This is a genomic window from Enterobacter cloacae complex sp. P24RS, assembly GCF_014982165.1.
Classification (GTDB): Bacteria; Pseudomonadota; Gammaproteobacteria; order Enterobacterales; family Enterobacteriaceae; genus Enterobacter; species Enterobacter quasihormaechei.
This window is the reverse complement of record NZ_JADCKU010000002.1, coordinates 259,074-283,219: the sequence shown is the minus strand read 5'-3', so window position 1 is coordinate 283,219 and position 24,146 is coordinate 259,074. Positions and strand designations below refer to the sequence as shown.

Sequence of the window (24,146 nt, the reverse complement as noted above, 5' to 3'; positions counted from 1 at the left end):
GTTAAGGATAGAGGGAGACGGGGGGAATGTGCAAAAACCGCCACAGCACCCACCCACCAAACCCCATCAGCACCACGCCCGCCGTGCGCTCAATCCACCACAGCGAACGGCTAAGCTTCTCTTGCACCGCCGATAGCCCCATCATCGACACCAGTGCAAGATCCCACACCAGCACCACCGTCACCATCCAGACGCCGCAGGTTGTTTGCTGAAGCAGCGTGACGTCCGGACCGAGTAACGCCGTCATCAGCGCCAGGTAGAACAGCGCATTTTTCGGATTTAACAGCGCCGACCCCAGCCCCAGCAGGATCTGCTTCATCAAAGAAGGGCACCGCTGTCGGGTTTCAGCAAGCGCCAGCGCCTGCGGTTGGCTGCGCACCAGATGCGAGCCGATCCACAGCAGATACAGCGCCCCGCAAAGCTCTATCAGCGTAAACAGCCAGGCAAACTGGCGCAGTGCGCTCCAGCCGATAATCACCAGTAAGATATACAGCCCGTTACCCGCGGCGATACCGAAGCACAACCCGGCGCTGCCGCGCAGTCGGTAGCGCGCGGCGTAGCCCACCAGCAGGAAGAAGTCCGGGCCCGGGCTTAACAGGGCGACAAAATGCGCCAGCGCCAGGGCGAGAAAAGCGGAAGGGAAGAACAGTTCCATAGCAACCTCGGTTAACAATCTGAGGTCAGCCTACGGTGATGCAAACGCTATTTATTGTCAGATATTGATCGGCCTGTCGCATACTGACGCGGCGTGGCCGCGGTATAGCTGACAAAGGTCTTATGAAAATGGCTCTGGTCGGCAAACCCGCTCTGGTAGCCGACGTCGGCAATGTCGTCTCCGGCACGCAGCCGCGCTTTGGCGAACTCCACGCGGGAGACGTTGAGAAAGCTGACCGGCGTCAGGCCGGTGTCCTGCCGGAAGGTGCGGATCAGCGTCTCCTTGCGCAGCGAGAATCGTTGGGCAAGTTCGTCAAGCGAAGGCGGTGCGGCCAGGTCGGCAAGGAATGCCTGCTGAAGGTGCTGACTGGTAGAGCGAAGCGCGTCTGCGTTTTCCACGCAGCGGGGAAGGGCAGAAAGTAGCGTGTCCACGGATGCAGGTGACATCGTCGCAACAACATCAAGGTAGCGCTTAAAGAGCGCAGGGTCGCGAATCACCTGGAACGCCACGGGAAGATCGGTGTCGATATAGAGCATATGGTAGCTGCGCGGTTGCCCGTTGACGGGGTTGCAGCTGTGCGGCGCGTAAGCCGGGATGACAATGAGATCGCCGGGGTTCAGGATAGACTCTCTGCCATGACTGACGCAGCAGGTCTGGCCTTCCATAATCGCGCCGATGGAGAGCTGCGGATGACAATGACGTTTGTACGCCCGGGTGCTCTGCCACGTACTGCGCAGCTCAAGACCTGCGGCGCGATGAAAGGTCTGGCGGATGTGGCGGGTATCGGTCATAAGAGCTCCAGTGATGAGCTTTTTTTATACCATGTATGCGCCTGCCCTGGCAGCGTCTTACTAAGAACCTTCCGTATATACCCAACTTTACCTTCATAGCCAGTCACATTGACTACCCTTAATACCCTAAGCGGTAAAACAAGGAGATTCAATATGGCTTACCAGACAGTAAATCCTGCCACCAACCAGCTCATCAAAGAATACCCCTCACATACCGACGCGGATGTTGAAGCGGCGCTAAAGGCGGCCGATGCGCTCTATCATTCTGACTGGGCCAAAGGCGACATCAGCCAGCGCCTGCCGGTACTGCATAAGCTTGCCGACCTGATCGACGAGCGCACCGAGGAGCTGGCGAAAATTGCCAGTCAGGAGATGGGTAAGCTCATCGAACAAAGCCGCGGTGAAGTGAAGCTGTGCGCGCAAATCGCCCGCTATTATGCGGACAATGCGAAGCAGTTCCTGGCCCCGGTGAAGTATCCGTCTGAACTCGGGGAAGCGTGGGTGGAACATCACCCCATCGGCGTGCTGATGGCCGTAGAGCCGTGGAACTTCCCGTACTATCAGCTGATGCGCGTTCTGGCGCCAAACCTGGCGGCGGGTAACCCGGTGATCGCCAAGCACGCCAGCATCGTGCCGCACTGTGCCGAGACCTTTGCCCATCTGGTACGTGAAGCGGGCGCGCCGGAAGGGGCGTGGACCAACCTGTTTATCTCGTCCGATCAGGTAGCGAACATCATCGCCGACGATCGCGTACAGGGGGCGGCGCTGACCGGTTCTGAAAAAGCGGGTAGCGTGGTTGCGGCGCAGGCAGCGAAGCACATCAAAAAATCGACCCTTGAACTGGGCGGAAACGACGTGTTCGTGGTGCTGGACGATGCGGACCTGGAGAAGGCCGTGAAGATTGGCGTTAACGCGCGGCTTAATAACGCCGGGCAGGTCTGTACCGCGGCGAAGCGCTTTATCCTGCACGAGAGCATCGCAGACGCGTTCCTCGAGAAATTCACCGAGGCGTTTAAGCAGGTGAAGATCGGCGATCCGCTGGACGAAAGCACCACGCTGGGGCCGCTGTCGTCGAAAGACGCGCTTGAAACATTGACCAAACAGGTCAACGAGGCGGTGAAAAACGGCGCAACGCTGCACTATGGCGGTAAACCGGTACAGCGTGACGGGAGCTTCTTCGAACCGACGATCCTGACGAATATATCGCGTGAGAACCCGGCGTACTTCGAAGAGTTCTTTGGCCCGGTGGCGCAGATCTACGTAGTGAAAAATGACGACGAGGCGGTCGCTCTGGCGAACGACTCGCACTACGGTCTGGGCGGCGCGGTGTTCAGCCAGGATATCGAGCGCGCGAAGAAAATGGCGTCGCGTATTGAGACCGGGATGGTGTACATCAACTGGCTAACCGATACGGCGGCAGAACTGCCGTTCGGCGGCGTAAAACGTTCGGGTTACGGACGCGAGCTGTCGGACCTGGGGATCAAAGAGTTTGTGAACCAGAAGCTGGTGGTTGTTCGCAAGTAATGTCGGAAATAAAAAAAACCTGCCATCCGGCAGGTTTTTTATTAACAGTCTCATCGCCTTTTTTGCCGGGTGGCGCTGCGCTTACCCGGCCTACAATGTGCAATAATTTTACTCTGTTGCACCCTTCATTGTAGGTCTGCGCAAGCGTAGCGCCGCCGGGCGAAACGGGCAATCAGTCTTAGAAGGACACGCCGCCGCCAACATATGCGCCGTCAATCAGCGTGTGGTTTGGACGACCGTCTTTGCCATCAACGCTCACGTGGCGGTAGCCCACTTTCAGCGTAACTGGTTTGACCGGGGTCCAGCTTACGCCGCCGTTAGCTTCAACGTAGTTCTTCACGCTGTTGTTCAGGCCGTCTGGCGCAACGTAGCCTTCACCGAATACCCTGATGCTGTCGGTCAGGGCAACGTTCACACCGCCGCCGACCGGGAACGCCACGCCGTTATCGCCTTTCTTCGGGCCAACGTAGAGGGCCTTAGCGCCTGCGTTCAGCATCACCGGGCCGACCTCGAAGTTGTAGCCTGCACCCACGCCACCGGTCGTGGTGCCGTCGTCGGTGTTTTTCAGCCAGTTACCTTCGGTGTACAGACCAGAGGTAGATTTGCCCATTTCCACATTCAGGTTGGTAAAGTTTTTACCCTGCTCAATGCTGCCGCCCATTGCCAGTGCAGAGCCCGATACGGCGGTGAGAGCAGAAAGGATGAGAACGTTAAGCTTTTTCATGAGTGTTTCCTCGTCATCAAATTAATCTGAGGGCACCTTAACAAGGGATGTTTATGACTGCAAATGTGATGAGTATCGCAGTTTTATGCTGTTTTTGTTGGGTTTTTTAATCTTAAATGTTGATGAGATGTTTTTATGGCAAATCGTCAATCCCCAATCCATTCGCGTTTAGGGAAAGTTTATATTTTTGGCTAAACGTTTAATGAACGAGGCGAAGAAAGCCGTTTGAGATGAATTAATTAAGTTTCTAATAATTTCCAAAAATATTTCAGCTGTCACAGATAAAGACAGAGGTTTACATTTCTGGTGATTGCTATACGTATTTCTTTGCCGATCCGCTGTCGTTACATGTCATTTTTCTGACACGTTTCTTTATTACGTTGTTGGCTTCACTTACTGGATGCTAACAATATGAAAAGAAAAAACATTCCTGTGCTAATCGGTTGTGCGCTCTCTTTCTCTGCCCTGGCGGGACAGCCAACCGCGGAGCGCTACGTCGTCAGCTTCCCTGAGGGCTCGCATGTTAAATACAGCGGTGCGTTTGCCAGCGCGTTTCCGAACGGGCTTCCTGTGGGGGTGGGTTCTGGTTTGCTGTTCACCGGCAAGCAGGGCGATACCCTGACCTTTGCGACCGTGACCGATCGCGGTCCAAACGCCGACGCGCCAAAGAAGGGGAAAAACGAAGCCAAAATTTTTGTTACACCGGATTTCGCTCCGCTCTTGATGACCATCCGCGTCCAGAACGGCAAAGCGGAGGCCGTCGATGCTCGCCCGCTGCATGATGATAAAGGCGAGATTAACGGCCTGCCGCTGGAAAGCGGCGTGATTGGCTCGACCAATGAAGTGGCGTTCAGCGATACCTTAAACGTGCTCAAAGGCGATAACCGCGGGCTGGATACGGAAGGCATCACGCCGGACGGGAAGGGCGGTTACTGGCTGTGCGATGAGTATGGTCCGTTCCTGATCAATATCGACAGCAAAGGTAAAATCCTCGCGATCCACGGCCCGCAGGCGACGGAAGGGGAGAAATCCATTGCGGGCGGTCTGCCAAACATCATCAAATGGCGCCAGGCGAACCGTGGCTTTGAGGGCCTGACCCGGATGCCGGACGGGCGCATTATCGCCGCCGTGCAAAGCACGCTGGATATCGACGGTAAGAGCAAAAAGCAGGCGCTGTTTACGCGTCTGGTTAGCTTCGATCCGGCGACCGGGAAAACCGCGATGTACGGTTACCCCGTTGACAGCGCGGCCTACAGCAAAAACAGCGACGCTAAAATCGGCGATATCGTGGCGCTGGATAACCACACGATCCTGCTGATTGAACAGGGTGAGGATAAAAACGACGCGATGCGTAACCTCATCTACAAGGTGGATCTGAGCAAAGCGAGCGACCTGACCGCCTTCGACAAGCCGGGCGACTACCCGGAGTTTGACGATGAGAAAACGCTGGCGCAGCGCGGCATTACCCTTGCTGCAAAAACGCAGGTGGTCGATCTGCGTGCCCTGGGCTGGCAGCAGGAAAAGGCCGAAGGGCTGGCGCTGATAGACGGCAAAACGCTTGCGGTGGCGAACGATAACGACTTTGGCGTGAAGGTCGCGATGCAGAATCCGGTCGACGGCAAGAAGCTCAAGGATTATCGGGTAAACGCGGGAGGCAAGCTGACGCTGGATGACAAACCGGTGGAGACCACGCTCAGCGTGAAGCCGCTGAAGAAGCCGGAATCTGACAGCGAATTGTGGATTGTGACGCTGCCGGAGGCGTTGAAATAATACCAGGGCTTACCCCTCACCCTAGCCCTCTCCCCAAAGGGGAGAGGGGATTGTTCGGGGCAGACATTTATTGGACAGCTAAATCGTCTTAACGCTCTTTTCCCAGGTTTCGACCAGATGATCTCGCAGGCTTCCGGTCCCGTGCATTGTTACCAAAAGATTCTGTCGCGCGCGGGTAAAGCCGACGTAAAGGCGCTTGATATCGTCACTCAGATCTTCACTTTCCCTTTCCTTTGCCGCATCCATAATGGCGACCGAGTTAAACTCAAGCCCCTTGCTGCTGGGCAGCGGCATGACGCAGAGGTAATCATTCTGCGGAGACCAGTGCTTTTTATCATCGCTGGAGACAATCATCTGGTATGGGATCTTACGAGCTTCAAGCCTTGGCGCGAGCATGCCTGAAATGCTGTAGGTTGAGGGGCACAGTATGGCAATTTCCGACCATGGAACACCCTGCTGTCGCTGCTCTGTGACCCAATCCAGGACGCGTGTAATCTCCTCGTCCTGATTATCAAAACTGGCAAGCGCCGGATACTTCCCGGACAATCCTCCTGCGGCAGGCTGCTGGTATTTGAGGGAAGCTTCTATGTGATTATTGAGATAATTAAATGCTACGCTGCTGGCGAAATGGAGTATTTGCCGGGTGTTGCGATAATTGGTATCCAGAATAGTTGTGCGGCCCTGAGCCTTTATATCGACGCTGGACAGGGTAAAATCGAGCGCTTTCTTTTTCTGATAAATTGACTGAGCATCATCGTACAGGAAAAGCAAGGAGCTATCTTTATTGTCCGGCATTTTGGCGAGGATCCTTAGCCACTCCGGCTTAAAATCGTGTCCTTCATCTATCAAAACGGCGCTGTACTGCTCCGGTTTGATCGCTCCCTCTTCAAATGCCTCCGTCAGCGCATTTTCCATCAGTTCAATAAAGTTTTTGCTCTTAGGTGGCAGACGCCGATGCGCTTTTAACTGCTGATAACACCAGGCGTGAAAATGGGTAATTTCGACTGGAAGCCTGAGGCTGTGCTGTTCGAGCTGCGCTTTCAGCTTTTTAGCCAGCGTAATGTTGTAACAAATCACCAGTATCGGTTTAGTGTTTTCAATGTTGTTGGCAAGTTCAATACAGCGGTGGTGCAAAATAAGCGTTTTGCCGGAGCCTGCCACGCCGTGAATAACCCGGTGTCCAGCTCCCATGCTGCGGGCCAGCTGCTCCTGATTCCTGTCCATCATGCAAACCACATCGGGAGTATGGAAGGTGAAATGATCCAGATCGACTCGCGTCACGGACGCGTTAATGCGTACGTCGGGATAAAGATGCCAGCGAATGCGGTCGAGCTGTTGTGGCGTAGTACGATGAACGAAGCGATGTCTGAGAAGGGATTCGAGCCGGGCGGAGATCTGCTCTCGGGTCATAAACTCGGTGAGTTCATCTTTGCAAATCACCTGGCTGGCGGGCAATATTTCATTCAGCTCGTCGGGTGTAAAATTCTTTTCCAGCTGCGCCCGGGTGATATTGCTCAAGTACACCCCGTATCCGTACGGCATAATAAAACTGCCCTCATAATCACCCTGCTGCTGGCGAAGCAGAGGATCTTTTTTCAGGCTGTCGATGATGTGGAAGGTATATTGTCGAACCTGTTCGAGCGGGTTTTTCAGCGGCTCAATGCCGTTTTTGGTCTCGTAATCAATATGCGTTTTATTCGCAGATTTTATTTTCGTGATAAACCAGTCTTTCACCTCAATAAACAACAAACCTTTTTCGGGTGCCAGAATCACAAAGTCAGGATGCTCTTGCCTGTCTCCCATTCGGGTGTCGTACCAGCAGGTACACTGTTCGCTGAGCCCACCCTCCAGAAGCCTTGCCAGCCTTTTTTCTCCGGCCGTTATCTTCTCACTACAGCTGCTGATTGTGGGAATAATGATTGCCATAATACGCCTACCAATTCATGAAAATTATATAATCCCATTCAATTAATATTTCAGGCAATATTAATTGAAGCATGATTTGTTATTATTAAGGACATTAACAGACAATATGGCAAACAGAAAGCGCGATACGAGCAAATCTGCCTCAGAAAAATACGCTCCCTTTCGCGCGGACAAGGGAGCGGCTATTTACTTTTTCAGCCCCGCAAACGCCGCCCGAATCTCCTCTTCCGGCAGCTGTATTCCAATAAACACCATCACGCTGTGCGGCGCTTCATCGCCCCACGGGCGGTCCCAGTCGGCGCTGTACAGGCGCTGTACGCCCTGAAACAGCAGGCGGTTTGGCTCGCCGTCGATCCACAGCATCCCTTTGTAACGCAGCAGCTTGTCGGCAAACGACAGCAGCAGGTTCTCCATCACGCGGGAGACTTCGCTGATGTCCACCGGGTAATCCAGCTCCACCACAATCGACGCCACGTCGTTTTGCCTGTCTCCCATAAAGTGGAAGCGTGGTTTCGTGGTGACGTTCTCTTCCAGCATAAAGCCGTTGGTGTTGAACAGCTGTGACAGGTCGATATCGCCGTGCGTTACCGTGTAAATCGGCGCGCGCGAGTTAATGCGCGTCAGGCGCTCGCGCAGTTTTTCGCTGTCGCCCGCCACGTCGGTTTTGGTCAGCAGGATGCGGTCGGCGTAGCCAACCTGAGACTGGGCGATGGTGAACTGGTTCATCTGCTCGTCGGCGTGGACCGCATCCACCAGTGCGATGACGCCGTCCAGCAGGTAGCGCTGGCACAAAACGTCATGAGAGAAGAAGGTCTGGATAATCGGGCCCGGGTCGGCCATGCCGGTGCATTCGATCACCAGACGGTCAAAGTCGATGTCGCCGCGATCGCGGCTGTCGAGCAGATCCAGCAGGGCGTCTTCCAGCTCGTTAGAGCGGGTGCAGCAGATGCAGCCGTTGGTCAGGGTTTTGATTTGCGTGGCGCGATCGCCAATCAGCTGGTCGTCCACCGAGACTTCACCGAACTCGTTTTCGATCACGGCGATTTTGAAGCCGTGCTGCTCGTTCAGGATGTGGCGCAGCAGGGTGGTTTTGCCTGCGCCGAGAAAACCGGTCAGCAGGGTAACGGCAATCGGGGTCATGGTCTCTCCTTTAGCAGCAGCGGACGCCGCCTTCTCCACTTCCGCCATAGCGCGCTTCCTGACGCTCGCGGAAGAATTCGGTGTAGGTCATGTACGGCTTATCCGGATGGTTGGTCTTCATATGCTCAACGTAGTTGTCATAGTCCGGAATGCCAATCAGCATCTTCGCCGCCTGACCGAGGTATTTTTTCGCTTCGCCTAAGTTACCAAACATAATGCATCCTGATAAGACAAAGCCCGGTGGCGCTACGCTTACCGGGCCTACAGTACCGTTGTAGGGCGGGTCAGCGTAGCGCCACCCGCCATTTTTTTAATGGTGTGAAGAGGTCTTCACGCCGCCTTCCGGCACTGGCACGTACGGGGTCTCTTTATCCGTACGGCCATCGGCGTTGCGCACTTTCATCCAGGTTTTAATCCCGTAGAAGATAATGCTGTACACCACCACCAGGAACAGAATGCTCAGACCCGCGTTGGTGTAGTTGTTCACCACGATATGGTTCATGTTGGCAATCTGCTGCGCGGTCAGATCCGCGCCGCCTGCGGCAATCTTCTCTTTGTACTGGTTAGCCATGAAGAAGAAGCCTTCCAGCTGCGGGTTGGTGCTGAACAGCTTCAGACCCAGCGCCCAGGTGGTGCAGAGCAGCAGCCACAGCGCAGGAACCACGGTCACCCAGATGTATTTGGTGCGTTTCATCTTCACGAGAACAACGGTGCCCAGCACCAGAGCTACGGCTGCGAGCATCTGGTTAGAGATGCCGAACAGTGGCCACAGGCTCTTCACGCCGCCCAGCGGGTCGACAACGCCCTGATACAGCAGGTAACCCCACAGGCCTACGCAGCCCGCCGTACCCAGAACACCCGCCACCAGAGAGTCGGTTTTCTTCAGGAATGGCACGAAGTTGCCCAGCAGATCCTGCAACATAAAGCGGCCTGCACGGGTACCGGCATCCAGCGCGGTGAGGATGAACAGTGCTTCGAACAGAATACCGAAGTGGTACCAGAAGCCCATGTCCGCCCACGGCAGCACTTTGTGGAACACGTGTGCGATACCTACCGCCAGCGTCGGCGCGCCACCGGCACGGTTCAGCACGGACGGTTCGCCGATGTCTTTCGCGGTCTGCATGATCTGCTCAGGTGAGATCACGAAGCCCCAGGAGCTGACGGTTGCCGCCGCGTGTGCGCTGGCCTCTTTCAGCTGGGCCATGATCAGCGCGGTATTTTCGCCGCCCATCTCATGCAGGTTTGGCATGGTGATGCCAAGACCCGCCGGTGGAGTATTCATCGCGAAGTACAGGCCTGGCTCGATAATCGACGCCGCCACCAGCGCCATGATCGCCACGAAGGACTCCATCAGCATCGCGCCGTAACCGATAAAGCGCGCGTCGGTTTCGTTGGCCATCAGCTTCGGCGTGGTGCCGGAAGCGATCAGCGCATGGAAGCCCGAAACGGCGCCGCAGGCGATGGTGATAAACAGGAACGGGAACAGGGCGCCTTTCCACAGCGGACCGGTACCGTCAATGTACTGGGTCACCGCCGGCATTTTCAGCTCCGGGTTGATGATCACAATCCCGATCGCCAGCCCGACGATCACGCCGATTTTCAGAAAGGTTGCCAGGTAGTCACGCGGAGCCAGAATCAGCCACACCGGCAGCAGGGCGGAGATAAACGCGTACCCGATCAGCGCGAAGGTGATGGTGGTGTCTTTAAAGGTCAGCGCCGGGCCCCAGTACGGGTCGTGCGCAATCACGCCGCCGAAGTAGATCGAGGCGACCAGCAGCACGATACCGATGACCGACACTTCACCCACGCGGCCCGGGCGCAGGAAGCGCATGTAGATGCCCATGAACAGCGCAATCGGTACGGTCGAGCAGACGGTGAAGACGCCCCACGGACTTTCGGCCAGCGCTTTCACTACGATCAGCGCCAGCACCGCGAGGATGATGATCATGATCAGGAAGCAGCCGAAGAGGGCGATAGTGCCCGGCACGCGGCCCATCTCTTCTTTGATCATCTCGCCCAGCGACGAACCGTTACGGCGCGAGGAGATAAACAGCACCATAAAGTCCTGCACCGCCCCCGCCAGCACCACGCCCGCCAGCAGCCAGAGCGTGCCCGGCAGGTAGCCCATCTGCGCGGCCAGCACCGGGCCGACCAGCGGACCCGCGCCTGCAATGGCGGCAAAGTGGTGACCAAACAGCACGTAGCGGTTGGTTGGCACGTAGTTCAGGCCGTCATTGTTAATGACCGCCGGGGTGGCGCGCGTCGGGTCGAGTTTCATGACCTTCTGCGCGATGTATAAGCTGTAGTAGCGATAAGCCACAAGGTAGACGGAAACCGACGCGACCACGATCCACAGGGCGCTGACGTGCTCGCCCCGGCGCAATGCGACAACCGCCAGACAGAAAGCACCGAGGATCCCGAGTAAGGCCCAGGGCACGTGCTTGAGTAGTTTTTTAGTATCCATAGTAAGACCTGGTTTTTTATGTAAAGAAAAAAGGGTCAGGGTTCGTTGTGAGGAGGTATTGATTAATGCTGGAGCGATCGTGCCAGATCCCCGCGCGCGTAAAGCACGGTAAATGGGTGAGTGGTTGAAAGCGATGCGTGAGCGGTCAAAAGCGGGGGCGAGTGGTTAAGGCTCACCCCCGGCGGAAAGAAATATGTGATTGAGATCACTAAGGATAATCTGGCGCTTCGGGCGCGGCCGTTCACGCCTGTGCGGAAACGCAGCGCTTTTTGTGCAACGGGATCAAACCGCGGCTTCCATCTCCATCATCACCGGGTGGAAACGGCGTTTGAAGTAGATCAGGCCGTGTCCCTCGTTGCTGAGAATGATGTTTTTTATTTCCACGAGATAGACCAGATGGGTGCCGATAGTTTGCACCTGGGTTATCTCCCCTTCCAGACTTGCCAGCGCGCCTTTCAGCACCGGCTGCGCCAGTGGGCCTTTCTGCCAGCAGGAGAGCGCGAAGCGCTCCTCCATGGCCATGCCCGTCATCCCGGCAAAGTGGCGGGCCATGATCTCCTGCTCGTGGTTCAGCACGTTGACGCACAGTTTGCCGTTGCCCTGAAAGACCGGGTTCATGGCGCTGTTGGCGTTGATGCAGACCATGACCGAGGGCGGGGTATCCGTTACCGAACAGACCGCAGTGGCGGTAATACCGCAGCGACCGGCGTCGCCCTCGGTGGTGACCACATTGACCGCCGCCGACAGGCTGGCCATCGCGTCGCGAAAACGCAGGCGTTCTTCAGATTGCATTGAAACCTCCTGCTGCGCTATTTCAGCAGCTTATCCAGCATGTTGATATCAGTGTTGTTGTGCAGGTGCGGCACGGTCCAGCCGTGCTGGTCGTATTCGGACATGCAGCGGTCAACCATCGCCATCATCTTGTCCATGTTGCCGGAGCTTTGCGCCTGACGCAGGCATTGCAGGCGGATCTCGTCCTGGCTTCCGGAGTAGTTAATCTCGTACAGCTCGTGGCGACCGCCAAACTCGCTGCCGATGGCGTCCCACATCAGTTTCAAAATCTTGATGCGCTCGACGTGATCCATCCCGTTGGAGCCGCGCACGTACTTCGCCAGATACTGGTCGATCTGCGGGTTGTTCAGGTCCCGCGCGCTGGACGGCAGGTAGATCAGTCCGGAGGTCACGTTGCGTTCGATGATGTTCTTGATCTTCGCGTAGGCCATTGGCGCCATCACGCGGTAGGTCTGCAACGCCGCGTGGTCAGGCAGGTACGCGCCGTTCACCCACGGCGTCGCTTCGGAGCACATGGAGTCGCTCAACGCCCAGAACATGTTGCGCCACGCCACCACTTCGCCGAGATCCGCCTGCACGCCGCGGAACTCCAGGGTGCCGGTGCACTCCAGGGATTTTTTCAGCAGGGCGGTGATGAAGTCGAGCTTCACCGCCAGGCGCACGCAGGCCTGAAGCGGGTACATACGGGCGAAGCCGCCCTCCATCGTCCAGCGACGGCAGCGGTCAAAATCGCGGTAAATCAGCACGTTTTCCCACGGGATCAGCACGTGATCCATCACCAGGATTGCGTCGTTCTCGTCGAAGCGGCTGGAGAGCGGGTAGTCGTACGGGGAGCCGGTTGCGCCTGCCACCATCTCATACGAGGCGCGGGAGATCAGCTTCACGCCTTCGGCATCCATCGGCGCGACGAACATCAGCGCGAAGTCCGGGTTTTCGCCCATCACCTGCGCGGAGCCAAAACCGATCATGTTGTAGTGGGTCAACGCCGAGTTGGTTGCGACGACTTTCGCACCGCTGACGATAATCCCGGCATCGGTCTCTTTCTCCAGCTTGATGTAGACGTCCTTCACCTCGTCCGCCGGCTTGTGGCGGTCGATCGGCGGGTTGACGATGGCGTGGTTGAAGTACAGGCCGGTTTCCTGAATGCGGGTGTACCAGTTGCGGGCGTTCTGCTCGAACTGACCGTAGAAGGCAGGGTTCGCTCCCAGCGCGCAGCCGAACGCCGCTTTGTAGTCCGGTGTGCGCCCCATCCAGCCGTAGCTCAGGCGAGACCACTCAGCGATGGCGTCGCGCTGCTGGCGCAGGTCATCGGCGCTTTTCGCCACGCGGAAAAATTTGTGGGTGTAGCCGCCGCTGCCGGTGTCGGTGCCCCAGCACAGCGTATCCTGCATGTCTGGCTTGTGCAGGGCGTCGTACATCTGGGCGATGGACGCCGCCGCATTGCGAAATGCCGGGTGGGTAGTGACGTCCTTAACGCGCTCGCCGTAGATATAAATCTCACGGCCATCTTGCAGGCTTTTTAAATACTCTTCGCCGTTTAACGGACGTTTGGCATCAGCGCGGAAATCTTCAGGCTTCATAGGGACCTCGTATAGGAAGATGATTGTTAAATTTATGTTTTGTTTTTGTTGTTTAATTGAAGCGTGAGAGGGGCGGAACGTGAAGGGACGATTGGGACAACGGCGGGTACTTTTCGGGCGGGATTGGGATTTGTGATCTGTGCTGGTTTTTGGCGGGTGGCGCTGCGCTTACCCGCCCTACAGACCGCGATGCGCTCAGGAAACCGGTACTTTCTGCGCCCGATACGCGCTGGGCGAGCAGCCCGTCAGGCGATTGAAAAACCGGGCGAAATAGGCCGGATCTTTAAATCCCAGCTGCCAGGCAATCTCGCTGACCGCGCTGTCGGAAAACAGCAGCAGGCGCCTGGCCTCGCGCAGCTGCCGGTCGAAGATCAGCCGTTTCGGCGAGCGGTTGGCGAAGCGGCGGCAGATGTCCGTCAGGCGGGATTCGGTGAGGTGCAGTTCGCTGGCGTATTCCGGTACCGTCCAGTGCTGGTAATAGTGGGTGTCGATCAGCTGGGTAAAGCGCTGAAACAGCTTCAGCTCGCCGCGCATGCCGCTGGCCGCGTGGTCGTCGAGCTTCGCATTGCGCAGCAGCAGGGTAAAGACCGCCTGCGCCAGAAGGACCAGCGTATGCTCACGGCCCGGCAGCTGTGCCGTGGATTCCCGGGCAATGAGCTGCCAGTAGTGCTTCAGCGCCGCCAGCTCGTCAGGCTTGTCGGCAAGCGACAGACAGATCCCCGGCAGGCCGAACGCTTCCCGCGTGCCGGGGTAGAGCACTTCTAACAGCGGCCAGATGAGATCCTCGCGCACCGTCAGCACGTGGCCGTCGCTGTCGGATTCGGTGATGAAGGCGTGCGGCACCGACGGCGGCGTCAGCACAAACAGCGGCGCCTGCACCGAATAGCGGTGGTCGTCGAGCTGGAGCTCAATCTGCCCGGTGTCGAGAAAGTGCATCTGAAAATACTGGTCGTGACGGTGCGCCTGCATGTCGCGGCCAAAAAAGGCCGCCATGCGCGCGAACGACTGGTAGTGCACATCGTCGGAGCCCAGACTTTCGTCGTACTCCTTGCTGATATCAATGTTGGCGATAGGGCTCTGGCACATGCTCGTTCCTCTGTTGAACCCGCTGCGTCATCGGGATGCGCGTCAGCACCAGCGCGCCGACCACCAGCAGACCCGCCACGAACCACAGCCCGGAGCTGAAGCTGCCGGTCGCGTCGCGCAGAATACCAATCAGCAGCGGGCTGACGGCAGAGCCGACGTTGCCGATGGCGTTGATCACCGCCAGCGCCACCGCGCGGGATTGCAGGCTAATAACCTGGTCCGGCGTGGTCCAGAATATCGCCATGGCGGTAAACGATCCGGTTGAGGCCATGATGATGCCAAGCAGCTGGATCAGGCTGTGATCCGTCGCGGAGGCCAGCATCCATCCCGCCGCTGCAAACAGGTACGGCAGGATGGTGTGCTTTTTTCGCTCTTTCAGCCTGTCGGAGCGGCGACTCCACCAGATCATCCCGAGAATGGTGCAAAACTGCGGGATCGCCGCCAGCAGGCCAATCACGATATTGCTGCTGCCGGTGTTGAAGCTTTGCAGGATCTGTGGCGTCCAGATGTTGATCGCACTCAGCGTATTGGTCAGACAGAAGTAGGCCAGCGTGTAGAGCAGAACGGCGGGCGTAAGCACCTCGCGAAGCGTCGATCGCGGCGTGACGGCCTGGGCGATGGCGACCTCCTGCTCGCGGGCGATCATCGTTTTCAGCGCCTGCTTTTCGTCTTCATCCAGCCAGGTGGCCTGATCCGGCGTGTCGTTGAGGTAAAACCAGGTCACCACGCCGAGCACCACCGACGGCAATCCCTCCAGCAGAAAAAGCCATTGCCAGCCCTTCAGGTTCCACAGCCCGTCCATCGCCAGAATATACCCTGAGAGGATCGAGCCAAGCATCATGGTCACCGGCATGGCGATCATAAACAGCGCGTTGGCGCGGGCGCGGTGATAGGCCGGAAACCACCAGGTGAGATAGACCAGAATCCCCGGCAGGAAACCGGCTTCCGCAATGCCCACCAGCATGCGCAGGACGTAAAGCGTTTCAGGGCTGGTGGCGAACATGGTGCAGGTGGAGGCGATGCCCCACACCACCATGATCCCAGCGATCCAGCGCCGCGCGCCGACCTTCGCCAGCATGATGTTGCTGGGGATCCCGCACAGCACGTAGGTGACGTAAAACAGCGTCGCGGCCAGGCCAAACATGGTCGACGTGAGGCCCAGATCTTTGCCCATCGTCAGTCCGGCAAAGCCGATGTTGATGCGATCGAGAAACGAGAAAACAAACAGGATAAAGAGAAACACGATCAAACGACGGAACAGCTTATTGATTGCGCGATGTTCTACATCTTTGCTATGCAGGGTTGAGGTCGTCATGTTGCGCTCCACATCGTACGTTTAGTAGACGGATTTATTGTTATCAACTGCTGTGGTGACGTCGGTAAAGCGGGCCGCCAGCGCTTCGGCGCTGCGGGCGAGCAGGGTGGTATCTACACCGACCGCCACAAACAATGCGCCGAGGCCGAGATAGCGTTTCGCCAGCTGTTCATTCGCCATCAGGATGCCGGGCGCTTTACCCGCGCTGAGGATCTGGGCGATCGCCTGCTCAATGGCGGCCTGCACCTCCGGATGCTGTGGGTTGCCGGCAAAGCCCATATCGGCGCTCAGATCCGCCGGGCCGATAAACACGCCGTCGACGCCTTCCACGTCCAGGATCTGCGGCAGGTTTTTCAGCGCCTCGCGGGTTTCGATTTGCACCAGCACGCACATGGCGTCGTTAGCCTGATGCAGGTAATCCGGGATGCGGTTCCAGCGCGACGCGCGTGCCAGGGCGCTGCCGACGCCGCGAATGCCCGCAGGCGGGTAGCGGGTGGCGCTTACCGCCAGCCGCGCCTCGTCGGCGTTTTGCACCATCGGCACCAGCAGGGTTTGCGCCCCCACGTCCAGCAGCTGCTTGATCTGCACCGGATCGTTCCACGACGGGCGCACCACCGGCTGGCTGGGATAGGGGGCGATGGCCTGGAGCTGGGTTAAGACGGTTTGCACGCTGTTCGGCGCGTGCTCGCCGTCGATCAGCAGCCAGTCAAAACCGGCCCCGGCCAGCAGCTCCGCGCTGTAGCTGCTGGTCAGCCCCAGCCATAAGCCGATTTGCGGACGGCCCGCCTTCAGCGCCGCTTTGAATGCGTTTTGCATGATCGCCTCCTTACACAAAGCGACAGCTGATGGAGCCCATGTTGCCGTAGTCAACATGGAAGGTGTCGCCTCTGCTGGCGGCAACCGGACGGGTAAACGAGCCGCCGAGGATGATTTGTCCGGGCTCAAGCTGCACGTCGTACGGCGCGAGCTTGTTCGCCAGCCACGCCACGCCGTTCGCCGGGTGGTTAAGCACGCCAGCGGCGACGCCGGTCTCTTCGATCACGCCGTTGCGGTAGAGCAGGGCGGAGATCCAGCGCAGATCCAGCGCGTCGGGCTTAATCGGACGACCGCCGAGGATCACCCCGGCGTTGGCGGCGTTGTCGGAGATGGTGTCGAACACCTTGCGCGGGCGCTGGGTCTCCGGGTCAACGTTGTGGCAGCGGGCGTCGATCAGCTCCAGCGCGGGGATCACGTAGTCCGTGGCGTTGTAAACGTCGAAGATCGTGCAGTTCGGGCCGCGCAGCGGTTTTGCCAGCACGAAGGCCAGCTCCACTTCAATGCGCGGGACGATAAAGCGGTCAACGGGGATGTCGCTGCCGTCGTGAAAGAACATGTCGTCCAACAGCGCGCCGTAGTCCGGCTCGCTGATTTGCGAGCTGGCCTGCATCGCCTTCGAGGTGAGGCCAATCTTGTGGCCTTTCAGCACGCGGCCTTCGGCAATTTTCAGGCTCACCCATTCGCGCTGGACTGCGTAGGCGTCTTCAATCGTGATCTCCGGGTACTCCAGCGAGATCGCGCGGATCTGCTCCCGGGACTGTTCCGCCTGATGCAGGCGGTGGGCGATCAGGGTATGGGTGTGTTTGTCGAGCATGGCGTATCCTTTGTGCGGCAGTTGCCGGGTGGCGCTTCGCTTACCCGGCCTACGTTCGAGCCGTTGTAGGCCCGGTAAGCGAAGCGCCACCGGGCGAAAAAGATGTCTACTTAAACAACGCGTGTACGTTGTTTTGTTTGTAGTTGAGCGTCGGATCGAGTTCTTCCATGGCGAACGACAGCGCCAGATAGCGCTCCGCCATCAGCGCCGCGAAATGGGTTTTGATCAGCGTAAACAGCATCTCTCCCACGGCTTCACGGCTCTCCAGGCTCCGGCCCGCGCCGATCTTCAGCGTCATATGCACAAAGGCGTAATCATGCTTACCGTCCGCCATCTGCCAGGTGTCCAGCCAGTGGGCGCGGCTGCGGATGCCGCCGAGCGGGAAGATCCCCGTGGCGGCCAGCGCCTCGTTCACTTTGGCGAACAGCCCCGGCAGGTCGGCCTGCGCGCGGATGTTGTCGGTACATTCAGCAATAAAGTGCGGCATAACGACTCCTTACGCGGGCAGCGGGAAAACGGCGTTAACCTGGCCGGTGCCGGAGCTGGCGAACAGCTCGGTGAGAAACTCCACCTTGCCGTTGTAGTTGTCCCAGCCGAGCATCCCCAAAAGCATCACCGTGTCGTGCATGTTGCCCTCGCCGTAGCAATAGTCGGCATACTCCGGCAGCATGCTGCAAAACTCTTTAAACTGGCCTTCGCGCCACAGCTTGACCACGCGCTCGTCCATCTGGCGGTCAAACTCGCGGGTGTAGCTGTTCATCCCTTCCTCGGCGCGCTGGTCGTCGATAAACCTGTGCGACAGCGAGCCGCTGGCGAGCACCGCCACGGTGCCGTCGTACTTTTCGATGGCGCTGACGATGGCCTCGCCCAGCCTGCGGCTGTCGGCGAAATCGTGAACCGTGCAGAACGCCGAGATGGAAATCACTTTGAAGTGCTTATCCGCATTCATATAGCGCATCGGTACCAGGGTGCCGTACTCCAGCTTGAGGCTCGGGATGTTGTGCGCCTTGGCGCGCACGCCAAGCTTCACCGCTTCGTCGGCGATCAGCTGCCCGAGCGCCGGATTGCCGTCGTAGTCATACGTCATGTCGCGGATAAAGTGCGGCAGCTCGTTGCTGGTGTAGACGCCTGAAAAATGATCCGCACAGTTGATGTGGTACGCGCTGTTTACCAGCCAGTGGGTGTCGAACACGATGATGGTGTCCACGCCCAGCTCGCGGCAGCGCTTGCTGATCTCTTTATGCCCGTCGATGGCCGACTGGCGGCAGCCGTGGTTTTTCCCCGGCAGCTCGGAAAGGTACATCGACGGCACGTGGGTGATTTTTGCCGCTAACGCTAGCTTGCCCATTGTCAGATCCCCCATTTTGGAATCGGATGGTCGCCCATGGAGATGCAGACGTTCTTCATCTCCGCGAACACCTCAAAGCTGTACTCGCCGCCTTCGCGCCCGGTGCCGGAGGCCTTCACGCCGCCAAACGGCTGGCGCAGGTCGCGCACGTTCTGGGTGTTCACGAACACCATGCCCGCTTCAATGCTGCGCGCCAGACGGAGCACCTTGCTGACGTCCTGGGTCCAGATGTACGACGCCAGGCCGTACTCCACGTCGTTCGCCAGGCGCAGGCCTTCCGCTTCATCCTTAAACGGCAGCAGGCAAGCCACCGGCCCGAAGATCTCCTCCTGCGCCACGCGCATGCGGTTGTCGACGTCCGCCAGCACCGTCGGGCGCAGGAAGTTGCCGCCTTTCAGGTGCGCGGGCAGGTCGGTCGGTTTGTCCGGGCCGCCCGCCAGCAGGGTTGCGCCTTCTTCAATGCCGAGGCGGATATAGCCGGAGACTTTCTCCCAGTGTGGCTTGCTGATGAGCGCGCCAATCTGGGTGTTCGGATCGGTTGGATCGCCCACGCGCAGGCGGTTGGCGCGTTCGGCAAAGCGCTTGACGAATTCCGGGTAGATGCTCTGCTGGATGAAAATGCGCGAGCCGGCGGTGCAGCGCTCGCCGTTGATGGAGAAGATGGTGAACAGCGCGGCGTCCAGGGCGCGCTCGATATCCGCATCTTCAAAAATCAGCACCGGGGATTTGCCGCCCAGCTCCATGGAGTATTTCTTCAGCCCGGCGTTTTTCATGATGTTGCGCCCGGTGGCGGTGCCGCCGGTGAAGGAGACGGCGCGCACGTCGTGATGACGCACCAGCGCGTCGCCTGCCGTCGCCCCGTAGCCCTGCACTACGTTCAGCACGCCCGCCGGAATGCCCGCCTCCAGCGCCAGCTCGCCCAGTCGGTCGGCGGTCAGCGGCGAAAGTTCGGACATCTTCAGCACCGCGGTGTTGCCCAGCGCCAGGCACGGCGCGACCTTCCAGGTGGCGGTCATAAACGGCACGTTCCACGGCGACACCAGCGCGCAGACACCCACCGGCTGCACCAGCGTGTAGTTGAGCATCTTGTCGTCGACCGGGTAGGTTTTGCCGTTCATCTGCTGGCACACCTCAGCGAAAAACTCGAAGTTGTGCGAGGCGCGCGGGATGAGCACGTTTTTGGTCTGATGGATCGGCAGGCCGGTGTCGGCGGTTTCCATTGCGGCAATGTCCGGCACGTTCTGGTCAATCAGTTCGCCCAGGCGACGCATCAGGCGCGCGCGCTCCTTCATCGGCAGGTTGGCCCATTTCGGGAACGCCTCTTTAGCGGCGGCAACGGCCTGATGAATTTCCGCTTCACCGCCGGAGGCGACTTCCGCTAATACCTCGCCGGAGGCCGGGTTAGTGGTGTGGAAGTACTCACTTCCGGCGACGTTTTTACCGTTGATCCAGTGGTTAATCTTTTTCATTTTGCTGTCTCCTCACTGATAATTCGGTTTACCAGGCGGCCCACGCCTTCCACCTCCACCACCACTTCATCGCCCGGCACCACGTCGGACAGCCCCTTCGGCGTGCCGGTGGCAATCATGTCGCCGGGTTGCAGGGTCATAAAATCGCTCAGATACGCAATCAGGTAGGGGATGCTGAAAATGAGATCGGCGGTGGTGCCTTCCTGACGCAGTTCGCCGTTGACGTAGGTGCGAAGACGGAGGTTGTGCGGATCGGGAATCGCTGATTTCGGCACGACGTGCGGGCTGATGGGGGTCAGCCCGTCGCGGCTTTTTACCCGCAGGTTCGGGCGGTAGTAATTTTCCAGGTAGTCGCGGATGGCGTAGTCGTTGCAGACCGTATAGCCCGCGACATACTCCATCGCCTCGGCTTCGCTGACCCTGCGCGCCGTCTTGCCGATGACCACCACCAACTCCGCCTCGTAGTGCATGTATTCGATATTGTTTGGACGCACCGAGGTCTGGTTGTCGCCGTTAAAGGTGTTCGGCGCTTTGATAAACACCAGCGGTTCGGTGGGCGGCTTGAAGTCCAGCTCGCTGGCGTGATCGGCGTAGTTAAGGCCGAGGGCAAACAGCGTGGCGTGCGGCGGCGCGGTACGGGTAAGGGCGACGTCGCGCTCATCCACCACCGGGTTTTCCAGCGGAGGAAATCCTTCTGCCAGAATGCGTACCCGATCGCCCGGACGGATCTCGACGCGGCTTTGCGGCGTGCCGAGCAATATCGCATCGCCGGGATTCAGGGTGGCAAATTCGCTCAGGGCGCTCAGCAGTTCGGCGGCGTTGCGGTGCAGATCGGTGGTATTCCAGTGGTCCGCTTCGCGGCCATTAATTTCGGTGATGATGGTCAGGTTGTCCACGCTATCAACGGCGACAGGCTCGCCGAGCGGGCAAAATCCATCCCGACATTTGGCCTTAATGGCCGGGCGATAAAAGCTCTCCTCCGGCAGGCTGATTTCGTTGGCCAGCGCATACCCGGCGATGTACGCCGCCGCCTCTTCAGCGCGTACTTTGCTGGCGGTTTTTCCCACCACCAGCGCCACCGTCGCACCGCTTAACACCGTTTCCCCCTGCGGAAAAGGAATCGGTTCGCCTGCGCGGATAACGGTGTTGTGTGGCTTGATAAACCACACCGCCGTTTTTGGCGGCGCGTTATAGGGGGCTTTTTCAAACGCCTCTGCCCAGGCAGCACGCTGGCTCTGGTGGTTTAGCGCCACGGCAAAAACAGTACCTTTCATTCCCATACTCCTCAGACCGGATATCCGGTTTGGATTTCATTAATATGTTAATGATCTGGTTTTATGCTTTTGCTGAACGTTTCGCAATCAGAAGTGAATAATTTGTGATATAAGTAACAATAAATTTACATAAACAGGTAAATGTATCATTGAATCAATGCATTAAAAAAAGCGCGTTGTTTCTGTTAGACTTTTTAGGTAAAAACGTGCTGTTGATAAAAGCATCTGTTTTGAATTGTTTACTTGTTAATGATGTAAGGGGAAGGCTATGCATGATTCATTAACCATCGCGCTGTTGCAGGCGCGTGAAGCGGCGATGGGCTACTTCCGCCCGATAGTGAAGCAGCATAATCTGACCGAGCAGCAGTGGCGTATCGTCCGCGTGCTGGCCGAGCATCCCTCCATGGATTTTCACGATCTGGCGTTTCGCACCTGCATTTTGCGCCCGAGCCTGACCGGCATTCTGACGCGCATGGAGCGCGACGGTCTGGTGCTGCGCTTAAAGCCGGTGAACGACCAGCGCAAGCTGTACGTGTCGCTGACGAAAGAAGGTAACGCGCTGTACCAGCGTGCTCAGGCGCAGGTGGAAGAGGCGTACCAGCAGATTGAGGCGGAATATACGCCAGAGAAGATGAAGCAGCTCACGGCGCTGCTGGAAGAGTTTATTGAACTCGGAAACCGACATATCGCCGCGCGGGACGAAGCGTAAAAACCCTAAATTCCAGGATGATTTTCGTAAAGTTTTCTCATGCCAGGCCGAATATTCTGTATCTGTCTGAGGAAAGAGAAAACATGTTAAACCGAATCAAGATTGTCACCAGCTTACTGCTGGTTTTAGCGATATTTGGCCTTTTACAACTCACGTCCGGTGGTCTTTTCTTCAATGCCCTGAAGCATGACAAAGAGAATTTCACCGTCCTGCAAACCATTCGCCAGCAACAATCCACCCTGAACGGTAGCTGGGTGGCGCTGCTGCAAACCCGTAATACCCTGAACCGCGCGGGTATCCGCTACATGATGGATCAGAACAATATCGGCAGCGGCTCTACCGTCGCCGAGCTGATGCAAATTGCGTCTGCGTCCCTGAAGCAGGCGGAAAAAAACTGGGCGGATTACGAAGCGCTGCCGCGCGACCCGCGTCAGAGCGACGCTGCGGCGCTGGAAATTAAACGTAATTACGATATCTACCACGGCGCGCTGGCCGAGCTCATCCAGCTACTGGGGGCAGGCAAGATCAATGCGTTCTTCGACCAGCCGACCCAGAGCTATCAGGACGGCTTTGAGAAGCAGTACGTCGCCTACCTGCAACAGAACGACGCGCTGTACCAGACCGCGGTTGAAGACAGCAACAGCTCTTACCGCCAGGCTATCTGGGTGCTGATTAGCGTGCTGGTTGCCGTGCTGGTGGTGATTGTCGCCGTCTGGCTGGGCATTAAGCAGGCGCTGATATCGCCGCTGAACCGTCTGATCGACAGCATTCGTCATATCGCCAGCGGCGACCTGGTGAAGCGCATCGACGTGGAAGGCTCCAACGAGATGGGCGAGCTGGCCGACTCCCTGCGCCATATGCAGGGTGAACTGGTGCGTACCGTGGGTGACGTGCGTAACGGCGCAAACGCCATTTACAGCGGCGCGAGCGAGATCTCAATGGGCAATAACGATCTCTCATCCCGTACCGAGCAGCAGGCTGCCTCTCTGGAAGAGACGGCGGCCAGCATGGAACAGCTGACTGCCACCGTGAAGCAGAACGCCGAGAACGCCCGTCAGGCGAGCAACCTGGCGCTGAGCGCCTCTGAGACGGCGCAGAAAGGCGGTAAAGTGGTGGATAACGTGGTGCAGACCATGCGCGACATCGCCGGCAGTTCGCAGAAGATTGCCGACATTATCAGCGTAATCGACGGCATTGCCTTCCAGACCAACATTCTGGCGCTGAACGCGGCGGTAGAAGCGGCGCGTGCGGGCGAGCAGGGCCGTGGTTTTGCGGTAGTTGCGGGTGAAGTGCGAAACCTGGCGCAGCGTAGCGCCCAGGCGGCGCGCGAGATCAAGAGCCTGATTGAGGACTCCGTTGGCCGGGTGGAAGTGGGTTCAACGCTGGTGGAAAGCGCCGGTGAAACCATGGGTGAAATCGTGAATGCGGTTACACGCGTGACGGACATCATGGGCGAGATTGCCTCTGCGTCTGACGAGCAGAGCCGCGGTATCGACCAGGTCGGCCTGGCGGTGGCAGAGATGGACCGCGTGACCCAGCAGAACGCCTCGCTGGTGGAAGAGTCAGCAGCGGCGGCGGCGGCACTGGAAGAGCAGGCGAGCCGTCTGACGCAGGCCGTTGCGGTGTTCCGTATCCAGCAGGAGCAGATGAAGGCGCGCGAGTTCGCCTCCGCGAAAAGCGTTGCCGCACCGGTGATAGCGCGTAAACCGGCGACCGCAGATGCGGGCGATAACTGGGAAACGTTCTGATCGCGTGCGTTTTGCCGGGTGGCGGCTGCGCCTGACCCGGCCTACGGGATGTGCGTGTTGCCGGGTGGCGGCTACGCCTGACCCGGCCTACGGATGGTGCGTTTTGCCGGGTGGTGGCTGCGCCTGACCCGGCCTACGGATGGTGCGTTTTGCCGGGTGGCGGCTGCGCCTGACCCGGCCTACGGTGTGGGATCGCGGCTA

Annotated in this window: 21 protein-coding genes; 4 read left to right on the top strand and 17 right to left on the bottom strand. The window is 58.3% G+C overall.

From position 1 onward, the window contains the following. Position 1: 1 nt before the first annotated feature. Both INF58_RS02170 and INF58_RS02165 read right to left on the bottom strand, forming a co-directional pair. A complete protein-coding gene (locus INF58_RS02170; RefSeq protein ID WP_193526899.1) occupies positions 2 to 655 on the bottom strand; it encodes a LysE family translocator in 654 nt (217 codons plus the stop codon). A gap of 47 nt (positions 656 to 702) precedes the next feature. Continuing rightward, on the bottom strand, positions 703 to 1,446 hold the full coding sequence (locus INF58_RS02165) for an AraC family transcriptional regulator (protein WP_193526898.1): 744 nt from the start codon (positions 1,444 to 1,446) through the stop codon (positions 703 to 705). A gap of 153 nt (positions 1,447 to 1,599) precedes the next feature. On the opposite strand from INF58_RS02165, the gene INF58_RS02160 reads away from it, so the two are divergent. Beyond that, positions 1,600 to 2,970, top strand: coding sequence for an NAD-dependent succinate-semialdehyde dehydrogenase (locus tag INF58_RS02160; protein ID WP_193526897.1), 1,371 nt, complete (start codon positions 1,600 to 1,602; stop codon positions 2,968 to 2,970). A gap of 178 nt (positions 2,971 to 3,148) precedes the next feature. Here the strand turns inward: INF58_RS02160 and INF58_RS02155 are convergent, their stop codons facing one another. Beyond that, positions 3,149 to 3,694, bottom strand: coding sequence for a YfaZ family outer membrane protein (locus INF58_RS02155; protein WP_063450766.1), 546 nt, complete (start codon positions 3,692 to 3,694; stop codon positions 3,149 to 3,151). A 411-nt stretch (positions 3,695 to 4,105) separates the two neighbouring features. Here INF58_RS02155 and INF58_RS02150 point away from each other — a divergent pair, with 411 nt between their 5' ends. Further along, positions 4,106 to 5,464 (top strand): esterase-like activity of phytase family protein, encoded by a 1,359-nt coding sequence (locus INF58_RS02150; RefSeq protein WP_193526896.1) that lies wholly within the window; start codon positions 4,106 to 4,108, stop codon positions 5,462 to 5,464. 78 nt (positions 5,465 to 5,542) lie between these two features. Here INF58_RS02150 and INF58_RS02145 read toward each other — a convergent pair whose 3' ends face one another. The 14 genes from INF58_RS02145 to hpaG all read right to left on the bottom strand — a co-directional run bounded on the left by INF58_RS02145 (position 5,543) and on the right by hpaG (position 21,488). Continuing rightward, on the bottom strand, positions 5,543 to 7,390 hold the full coding sequence (locus INF58_RS02145; RefSeq protein WP_063867361.1) for an NERD domain-containing protein/DEAD/DEAH box helicase: 1,848 nt from the start codon (positions 7,388 to 7,390) through the stop codon (positions 5,543 to 5,545). 186 nt (positions 7,391 to 7,576) lie between these two features. Beyond that, positions 7,577 to 8,530, bottom strand: a complete 954-nt coding sequence (gene yjiA, locus INF58_RS02140; protein ID WP_193526895.1) for a GTPase — start codon at positions 8,528 to 8,530, stop codon at positions 7,577 to 7,579. A gap of 10 nt (positions 8,531 to 8,540) precedes the next feature. Continuing rightward, positions 8,541 to 8,744: a YbdD/YjiX family protein gene (locus INF58_RS02135; protein WP_003856610.1), complete on the bottom strand. Its 204-nt coding sequence runs from the start codon at positions 8,742 to 8,744 to the stop codon at positions 8,541 to 8,543. A 96-nt stretch (positions 8,745 to 8,840) separates the two neighbouring features. Beyond that, positions 8,841 to 10,994 carry a carbon starvation CstA family protein gene (locus INF58_RS02130; RefSeq protein ID WP_063867366.1) on the bottom strand — a complete coding sequence of 718 codons (2,154 nt, stop codon included), beginning with the start codon at positions 10,992 to 10,994 and terminating at the stop codon, positions 8,841 to 8,843. Positions 10,995 to 11,276: 282 nt separating this feature from the next. Continuing rightward, positions 11,277 to 11,786 (bottom strand): 4-hydroxyphenylacetate 3-monooxygenase reductase subunit, encoded by a 510-nt coding sequence (locus INF58_RS02125; protein ID WP_193526894.1) that lies wholly within the window; start codon positions 11,784 to 11,786, stop codon positions 11,277 to 11,279. Between the two features lie 17 nt (positions 11,787 to 11,803). Then, on the bottom strand, positions 11,804 to 13,366 hold the full coding sequence (gene hpaB / locus INF58_RS02120) for a 4-hydroxyphenylacetate 3-monooxygenase, oxygenase component (RefSeq protein WP_116290533.1): 1,563 nt from the start codon (positions 13,364 to 13,366) through the stop codon (positions 11,804 to 11,806). Between the two features lie 195 nt (positions 13,367 to 13,561). Beyond that, positions 13,562 to 14,452: a 4-hydroxyphenylacetate catabolism regulatory protein HpaA gene (gene hpaA, locus INF58_RS02115; RefSeq protein ID WP_193526893.1), complete on the bottom strand. Its 891-nt coding sequence runs from the start codon at positions 14,450 to 14,452 to the stop codon at positions 13,562 to 13,564. Next, on the bottom strand, positions 14,424 to 15,767 hold the full coding sequence (gene hpaX, locus INF58_RS02110; RefSeq protein ID WP_193526892.1) for a 4-hydroxyphenylacetate permease: 1,344 nt from the start codon (positions 15,765 to 15,767) through the stop codon (positions 14,424 to 14,426). Before hpaX ends, hpaA begins: the two co-directional genes overlap by 29 nt. 21 nt (positions 15,768 to 15,788) lie before the next feature. Beyond that, positions 15,789 to 16,583 carry a 4-hydroxy-2-oxoheptanedioate aldolase gene (gene hpaI / locus INF58_RS02105; protein ID WP_041911315.1) on the bottom strand — a complete coding sequence of 265 codons (795 nt, stop codon included), beginning with the start codon at positions 16,581 to 16,583 and terminating at the stop codon, positions 15,789 to 15,791. Positions 16,584 to 16,593: 10 nt separating this feature from the next. After that, positions 16,594 to 17,397, bottom strand: coding sequence for a 2-oxo-hept-4-ene-1,7-dioate hydratase (hpaH, locus tag INF58_RS02100; protein ID WP_045259529.1), 804 nt, complete (start codon positions 17,395 to 17,397; stop codon positions 16,594 to 16,596). Positions 17,398 to 17,503: 106 nt separating this feature from the next. Continuing rightward, positions 17,504 to 17,884: a 5-carboxymethyl-2-hydroxymuconate Delta-isomerase gene (locus INF58_RS02095; protein ID WP_102750119.1), complete on the bottom strand. Its 381-nt coding sequence runs from the start codon at positions 17,882 to 17,884 to the stop codon at positions 17,504 to 17,506. A 9-nt stretch (positions 17,885 to 17,893) separates the two neighbouring features. Beyond that, positions 17,894 to 18,745, bottom strand: a complete 852-nt coding sequence (hpaD, locus tag INF58_RS02090; RefSeq protein WP_107534635.1) for a 3,4-dihydroxyphenylacetate 2,3-dioxygenase — start codon at positions 18,743 to 18,745, stop codon at positions 17,894 to 17,896. Positions 18,746 to 18,747: 2 nt separating this feature from the next. Beyond that, the gene (hpaE, locus tag INF58_RS02085) at positions 18,748 to 20,214 is read right to left on the bottom strand and encodes a 5-carboxymethyl-2-hydroxymuconate semialdehyde dehydrogenase (protein ID WP_193526891.1); all 1,467 of its coding nucleotides are present in this window, start codon (positions 20,212 to 20,214) and stop codon (positions 18,748 to 18,750) included. Next, entirely contained in the window at positions 20,211 to 21,488 is a 1,278-nt protein-coding gene (hpaG, locus tag INF58_RS02080; RefSeq protein ID WP_193526890.1) for a 4-hydroxyphenylacetate degradation bifunctional isomerase/decarboxylase, read from the bottom strand. Before hpaG ends, hpaE begins: the two co-directional genes overlap by 4 nt. 268 nt (positions 21,489 to 21,756) lie before the next feature. Here hpaG and hpaR point away from each other — a divergent pair, with 268 nt between their 5' ends. Together hpaR and tsr are read left to right on the top strand one after the other, a co-directional pair. Further along, on the top strand, positions 21,757 to 22,197 hold the full coding sequence (hpaR, locus tag INF58_RS02075) for a homoprotocatechuate degradation operon regulator HpaR (RefSeq protein WP_063867379.1): 441 nt from the start codon (positions 21,757 to 21,759) through the stop codon (positions 22,195 to 22,197). Between the two features lie 83 nt (positions 22,198 to 22,280). Beyond that, a complete protein-coding gene (gene tsr, locus INF58_RS02070; protein ID WP_063450753.1) occupies positions 22,281 to 23,945 on the top strand; it encodes a methyl-accepting chemotaxis protein in 1,665 nt (554 codons plus the stop codon). Positions 23,946 to 24,146 lie beyond the last annotated feature (201 nt).